The 6110-nt window shown below is 66.5% G+C and carries 5 protein-coding genes; 2 read left to right on the forward strand and 3 right to left on the reverse strand.

Going from position 1 to position 6110, the window contains the following annotated elements; translation table 11 throughout:
* From Q0480_RS04070 to Q0480_RS04080, 3 genes are all read right to left on the reverse strand, one after another.
* Window positions 1-862 (reverse strand): UvrD-helicase domain-containing protein (locus Q0480_RS04070; protein ID WP_299131022.1); only part of this gene is annotated, 862 nt, incomplete at its 3' end.
* Window positions 862-3516: a PD-(D/E)XK nuclease family protein gene (locus Q0480_RS04075; RefSeq protein ID WP_299131024.1), complete on the reverse strand. Its 2655-nt coding sequence runs from the start codon at window positions 3514-3516 to the stop codon at window positions 862-864. The genes Q0480_RS04075 and Q0480_RS04070, both read right to left, overlap by 1 nt.
* A 20-nt stretch (window positions 3517-3536) precedes the next feature.
* Window positions 3537-3680, reverse strand: coding sequence for a hypothetical protein (locus tag Q0480_RS04080; protein WP_299131026.1), 144 nt, complete (start codon window positions 3678-3680; stop codon window positions 3537-3539).
* A gap of 123 nt (window positions 3681-3803) precedes the next feature.
* On the opposite strand from Q0480_RS04080, the gene Q0480_RS04085 reads away from it, so the two are divergent.
* Together Q0480_RS04085 and Q0480_RS04090 are read left to right on the forward strand one after the other, a co-directional pair.
* Window positions 3804-4688, forward strand: a complete 885-nt coding sequence (locus Q0480_RS04085) for a WYL domain-containing protein (protein ID WP_299131028.1) — start codon at window positions 3804-3806, stop codon at window positions 4686-4688.
* Window positions 4689-4710: 22 nt separating this feature from the next.
* Window positions 4711-6110, forward strand: a 1400-nt coding sequence (locus Q0480_RS04090; protein ID WP_299131029.1) for a DEAD/DEAH box helicase, incomplete at its 3' end; no start/stop codon positions are given.

Here is a 6110-nt window from a genome sequence, read left to right on the forward strand (position 1 = left end):
TCTTGCGGTAGGAGGCGAAGGTGCCGGTCTTGGTGCAAAGATCCGCGTGGGGCCGCGCGGTCAGGAGCCGAACGAGGCCCGCGGGCGTCGCGGGATCGGGACCGTTCGCCACGGCGGTCGCCATTTCGGCCAGCCGATCGACGATCGTCACCGTTTCCGGCTCGGCCGCCGCCGTGCCATCCATGAAGTTCGCGAAATCCGCCGTGGCCTGCCGGAACGCCGTGAGGTGGCCGCCAAGTGGAGAGACGGGCGGGGCCGTGAGCGTGGGGCGACGGCGCATATTCTCGGCGATCTTATGGATGAGCGCCACGGTCTCGCCGGGGCTGTGCAGCACCAACTCGGCCAGGATACCGCCCTGACCGCCGGACAGGCGTTCGCGCAGCCAGCCATCGACAATCTCAAGGAAGGTGAGGTCGGCCTGGTTGCGATCCATGACGCCGGCGCCGGGATCGATGTCGGCCTCCGCCGGATAGGGCTTGATTAGGCGCTGGCAGAAGCCGTGGATGGTCGAGCAGGTGATTTCGTCGATCGCGGCGCTGGCGGCGGCGAGATTGTCGCGATGGGTCTGGGACAGCCCATCGGGCAGCGCCACGCGCAGCTCGGTCGCGATCGTGCCGGCCGAGAGATCGGCAACGAACTCGCGGACACGCGATAGCAGCTCGCTCGCGGCGAGTTCGGTGAAGGTGACGGCGGCGATGGAACGCGGCGCGACGCCTTCGGCGAGCATGGCGGCGATGCGGCCGGCCATGACGGCGGTCTTGCCCGAACCCGCGCCGGCCTCGACCAGGATCGAGCGATCATGGAGGCTGATCGCATCGCGGCGCGCGCCGTCGTCCTTCAGCACCTTGGACACGCTGCTCATCATTCCGCCTCCCAGACCTGAGCGACTTCGCCAAGCCGCTCCGTGGCGGCCGGCATTTTGCGTTTGCAATAGGTGGCGCTGGCGTTGGCCGGCAGGGCGAAGGCGAGGTCGTCATAGTCGCCGCCGGTATCCGGGCCAGGCAGGGCCGCGCCTCCGGCAAGACTCGACCGTGCCGCGCGCAGATAGCCCGTGATCTCCGCGAGCACGGCCTCGGGATCGTCGAGCTGGAGATCGACGGGCTCGCGCGGGTAGAGCAGCGAGGCGCTGATGGCGACATCGTCGCCGAGGAGCGCCTTCACCGCGAAGGCATAGAGACAGCGCTGAAGCTCGCGCCCGCCGTTCAGCCGGATGTCGCCGCGCGGCGGTAAGCCGGTCTTGTAGTCGCGCACGAGCGCGCGCTTGCCGTCGCCCGAGATGTCGAGCCGGTCGATATAGCCGGCGATGTTGAAGCCCGTGTCGGGAATCGCGACCGGCGCGCTCGCATCCCAGGGCGTTCCCGCGTCGGATTTCGGCTCCAAGCCGCCGAAGGGCACCTCTCCGTAGGAGCGTGCGCCCGGCAGGACATCATCACCATAGGACAAGGCGCGGCCCGCCATGACGCGGGCGTCGTCGAGCGTGCGGCTCCAGATGACGGCCGGCGGAACCGGACGCTCGCTTTCCCAATCGGCGGCGACGGCTTGCGCGGCCCGCGCCACCGCGGCTTCGATGGTCTCGGCGCCGGCGGAGGCAAGACCGTCTCCGGTTTCGAGGTCGCGCAAGGCGCGGTCGAGAACCAAGTGAACGAGATCGCCGATCCCGAGCGCGTCGAGCACGAGCGGTTCGGCGCTGCTCTGCGGTTCACGCCATCCGAACGCATAGACCCACACGAAGCTGAGCGGATTGCGCAGCAGGCGGCGCAGCGAGCTGGCCGACTGGGTGCGGCCGAGGATGGCGAGAACGAGCGGATGATCCGCCCGCACGAGCCCGTCATGGGGAGTAATCTCGGCCTGCCGCCAGTCGCGCCAGCAGCCCTGCGCGCCGACCGCTTGCGGATCGGCGGCGAACTCCTGGGGCCGGGCCATGAGGCGGTCGGTTTCGCTGAAAGCGTGCGCCGGCGTCGCGTTGCGGCGCAAATAGGTTTCGTCGCGCCGCCCTGCGAGCAGGGGGCTGCGTCCCAGAAGACGCCCATCGCTGTCGCGCCGGGCGCGCGAGAGAACGACGGTATCGGCTGTCGTGGCGAGGATCGTCTCGAAATCGCGGCGGTCGGCGAGATTGACTGGGAGCGGATCGAGCACCGGGGTCGGGATGATATGGTCCGGGATCAACCGGTCCTCGGCGATTCCGCGCGGCCAGCGGGAGGAATTGAGCCCGAGGAGCCGCACGAAGCGACGGGGTGACGCGGCGAGTGCGCTGGCCGGCATCCAGGCGACGCAGACGCACGCTTCCAGTCCGTCGTCCTGCTTCAGGATTTCCAGCGTCGCGTCGATCGAGGCGGCAGGGCCGGCGAGCAGCGCCTTGCGCCAGATCGCGAGCGCGCGGCCCTTGAGGAAGGCTTCTCCGATCTCGTTGGCGGCGTCCGGTCCTTTCGCCAGAGTCTCGATGGCGGCGCGCAGCGTCGGAGCATGGTCGGCGCCGTCGGGCCACTCTTCCGGCGTCAAGCGGGCCAGCAGACGGTTCCAAGCGCCCGGCGTCGAAAGCGGCGCATCGGTCGGCAGAACCCGCAGCCAGCCTTCGGGCAGGGTCTCGAAAGGTCCGCCGTCCCGGCAGAGCGCCGCGAGGCGCCGCAGCCGCGACTGCGACAGCCCACGGACCACGATGTCGGCCAGCGCTGCGGCCGCCTGGCCCTCGCGGGTGGTGACGGTGCGGACGCCGTGGACGAAGTGAAGATCGATGTTTGCGTCGGCGCGCAGGGCCAGGAAGTGATCGTCGTAATCGGCGGGCGATGCCGTTGCGATGGCGATCTCCGAGGGCGAGACGCCAGTTGCGAGCAGGCTGCGCGCCCAGCGCATCGCCTCGATGGTCTCATGATAGGCCGTCGCCGCGCTGATGGCGCTGATCCCTGGCGTTTGCGCCGGTGCGCGCGTGATCGTGACGCCGGCGCCGTCCAGCCATGCGGGAACGCTCCTCGGGCCGGCCGTCCACTGCACGGGGATATGGGCGGTAAGGGCCTGGAGCAGCGGCCGCCAGCAGGGCGAGAGTTCGGTAAGGCCGACGATCTCCATCGGGCCGAGGACTGCCGACGCATGACTGATGCGGGTGGTCGCAGCGGCGACGATGTCGAGGGGCCGCATCATGCCGAACGGAAGCTGGTTGAGGACAGTCGCTTCCAGGCGCGCGATGGCGCCAAGACGCCGATGATCGGCCGCGTGTGCGGCAAGATCGATGCCCGCGCGCCAAGCTTTGTGGAGCGTGTCGGCCGCCGCGTCGATCATGCCGGGAAGAGCCTTGATGCTCTCCAGCTCGCCCATCGGTGTTGCGGGCAGGGCTGCCTGGATGGCCGCGCGCAGGCTTTCGTCGTCGATGGGTCGGGCGAAGCCGCCGGCCAGCCGGACTGCGGCCTGCTCGAAGGACATGATCTGGAGGCCGTGACGACCGTCACGGCCTGCGGCCAGCCGACTCTCCCGCATGGCGAGGCGGCCGTGAACGACCAGGGTGGATCGACTCGCGACGGCCATGGTTGCCCTCCTTTCGGGTGCTACTTCTTGTTCGGACGCTGAGACAGCGCCGAAGCAGCCGCCGTCTTCGCGGCCTTGCTGCTGCTGGGGTTGCGCAACACCTTGGCGGCGGCACTGGCCGCCCGCTTGCTGGTGACTTCGCCCTTGGAACCGCGTTTCGGCATGCCTTGCCTCCCAATCCGTGCGCCGATCACCATTGACGGGCGCCTCTAATGGGAATAATAATTACACGGACTATGATGGATTGTCCATATAGTTTTTATGCTCACTGGCGCGAGGCGGAAGCAATGGCAGAGGCCGCAACGGCGTTGAAATGGGGGGTGGGGCGCCGGCTCGAGTTCATCGAGTTCCGGCTGTTCTGGGAGGGCTCGATCAACCGGGCCGACCTCGTTGAGGCGTTCGGCGTGTCGGTGCCGCAGGCGTCCAAGGATTTGACGCTCTATCAGGAGCGCGCGCCGGGAAACATGGAGTATGACACCCGCGCCAAGCGCTATGTCGCCGCCGAAAAGTTCGTTCTGCGCTTCCTTGAGCCGGACCCCTACATCTATCTCTCGCAGCTTCGCTCGGTCGCCGAAGGCGCCGTGCCCGCGAGCGATTCGTGGATTGCGGCGCTTCCCAGCGCCGATGTCGCGCTGACCCCCAGGCGGGACATCGACATCACGGTGCTGCGCAAGATTCTCGACGCCAGCCGCGAGGGCGTCTCGATCGACGTCTTCTACCAGTCGATGAACAAGGTGCGGCCGGACCCCATTTGGCGGCGGATCACGCCGCACGCCTTCGGCTATGACGGGTTCCGCTGGCACGCGCGGGCCTATTGCCACCTTGAGCACAAGTTCAAGGACTTCCTGCTGCCGCGCATACTCGAAGTCGGTGGGAAGGGCGAGCCTGGGGAAGCCGGCGAGGGCGACTGGCTCTGGAATAACTATTTCGATGTCATCATCGGCCCGCATCCGGGGCTTACGGCGAGCCAGAAGAAGGTCGTCGCCAAGGATTATGGGCTGGATCAGGGAAATGGTGTGCTCTCGGTCCGTTACGCGATGCTCTTCTATGTTTTGAAGCGTCTGGGTTTGCTTGGTGACGCCGCGAAACAGAGCGCCCATACGCAGCATATCGTAACGATAAACCGCAAAGAAACTGAGGCTGCGCTTGAGAAGGCGGAGTTTCAGCTATGAGAGAATCGGGGGGCGCCGGCTAATGGCGGCAAGGCTTGAGGAAATAAAGAACGGCGCATCCGTGCGGGGCATTGCTTCGGCGCAGGCCGTGCATGTGATCTCGGTGGACTGGATCGGCGATCAGGCGATCAGCGTCGTTTTTCGCGATCACAATGGCACGGTGGCCGAGGCCGTTCTTTATCGGGATGACGAGCATCGGCTTGAGGTCGAGCAGAGCGGACGGCCATGGTCGTTCGACGCCGACGGCGCGTTGCTGCGTCTGGTGACGGAAGCCAACCGCATCAAGCTGGCGCACTATTTCGATCCGTATCTGGCGATCCACACGAGTCTGGTCGATCCGCTGCCGCACCAGATTTCGGCGGTCTATGGCGAAATGCTGCCGCGGCAGCCGCTTCGCTTCCTCCTCGCCGACGATCCCGGCGCCGGCAAGACGATCATGGCCGGGCTGCTGATGAAGGAGCTGATCGCCCGCAGCGATCTCGAACGCTGTCTCGTCGTCGCGCCGGGCAGCCTGGTCGAGCAATGGCAGGACGAACTCGGCCAGAAATTCAATCTCGAGTTCGACATCCTCTCCCGCGACATGATCGAGAATTCGCGGTCGGGCAACCCGTTCAGCGACCGGGATCGGCTGATCGTCCGCCTCGACGTGCTGGCGCGCAACGAGGAGCTTCAGGAGAAGCTCATGAGCGCGCGCGAATGGGATCTGATTATCTGCGACGAAGCGCATCGCATGTCGGCCACCTATTTCGGCGGCGAGGTCAAATACACGCGGCGCTATCAGGTCGGCCAGAAGCTCGGTCAGGTCTGCCGGCACCTGCTGTTGATGTCGGCGACGCCGCACAACGGCAAGGAAGAGGATTTCCAGCTCTTCATGGCTTTGCTCGACGGCGATCGGTTCGAGGGCCGGTTCCGCGATGGCGTCCATTATGCCGACACCGAAGACATGATGCGGCGGCTGACCAAGGAGGAACTGCTCAAGTTCGATGGCCGGCCGCTCTTCCCCGAGCGGCGGGCGCGCACCGTCAAGTATCAGCTCTCGGAAGGGGAAGCCGCGCTCTACACCGCCGTCACCGAATATGTTCGCACCGAGATGAACCGCGTGCAGCGCTTCGCCGAAGGTGACGGGAAGAAGCGCAATAATGTCGGCTTCGCCTTGCAGATTCTTCAGCGGCGTCTCGCCTCATCACCGGCCGCTATCTACCAGTCCCTCAAGCGCCGCCGCGAGCGGCTGGAGAACGAGCTGGGCGAAGCGCGCCTTGCCGCCAAGGGCCGCAGGGCCGACGCATCTGAATCGGCTATCAACGCCGACATGCTCCGAAACATCGAGGAATACGGCCAGGAGGAGATCGACGAGCTTGAGGATCTAATCTCGACGGGCGCGACGACGGCCGAGACGGTTGAGCAGCTCGCGCTGGAAGTCGA

Source organism: uncultured Amaricoccus sp. (assembly GCF_937891315.1).
Taxonomy (GTDB): Bacteria; Pseudomonadota; Alphaproteobacteria; order Rhodobacterales; family Rhodobacteraceae; genus Amaricoccus.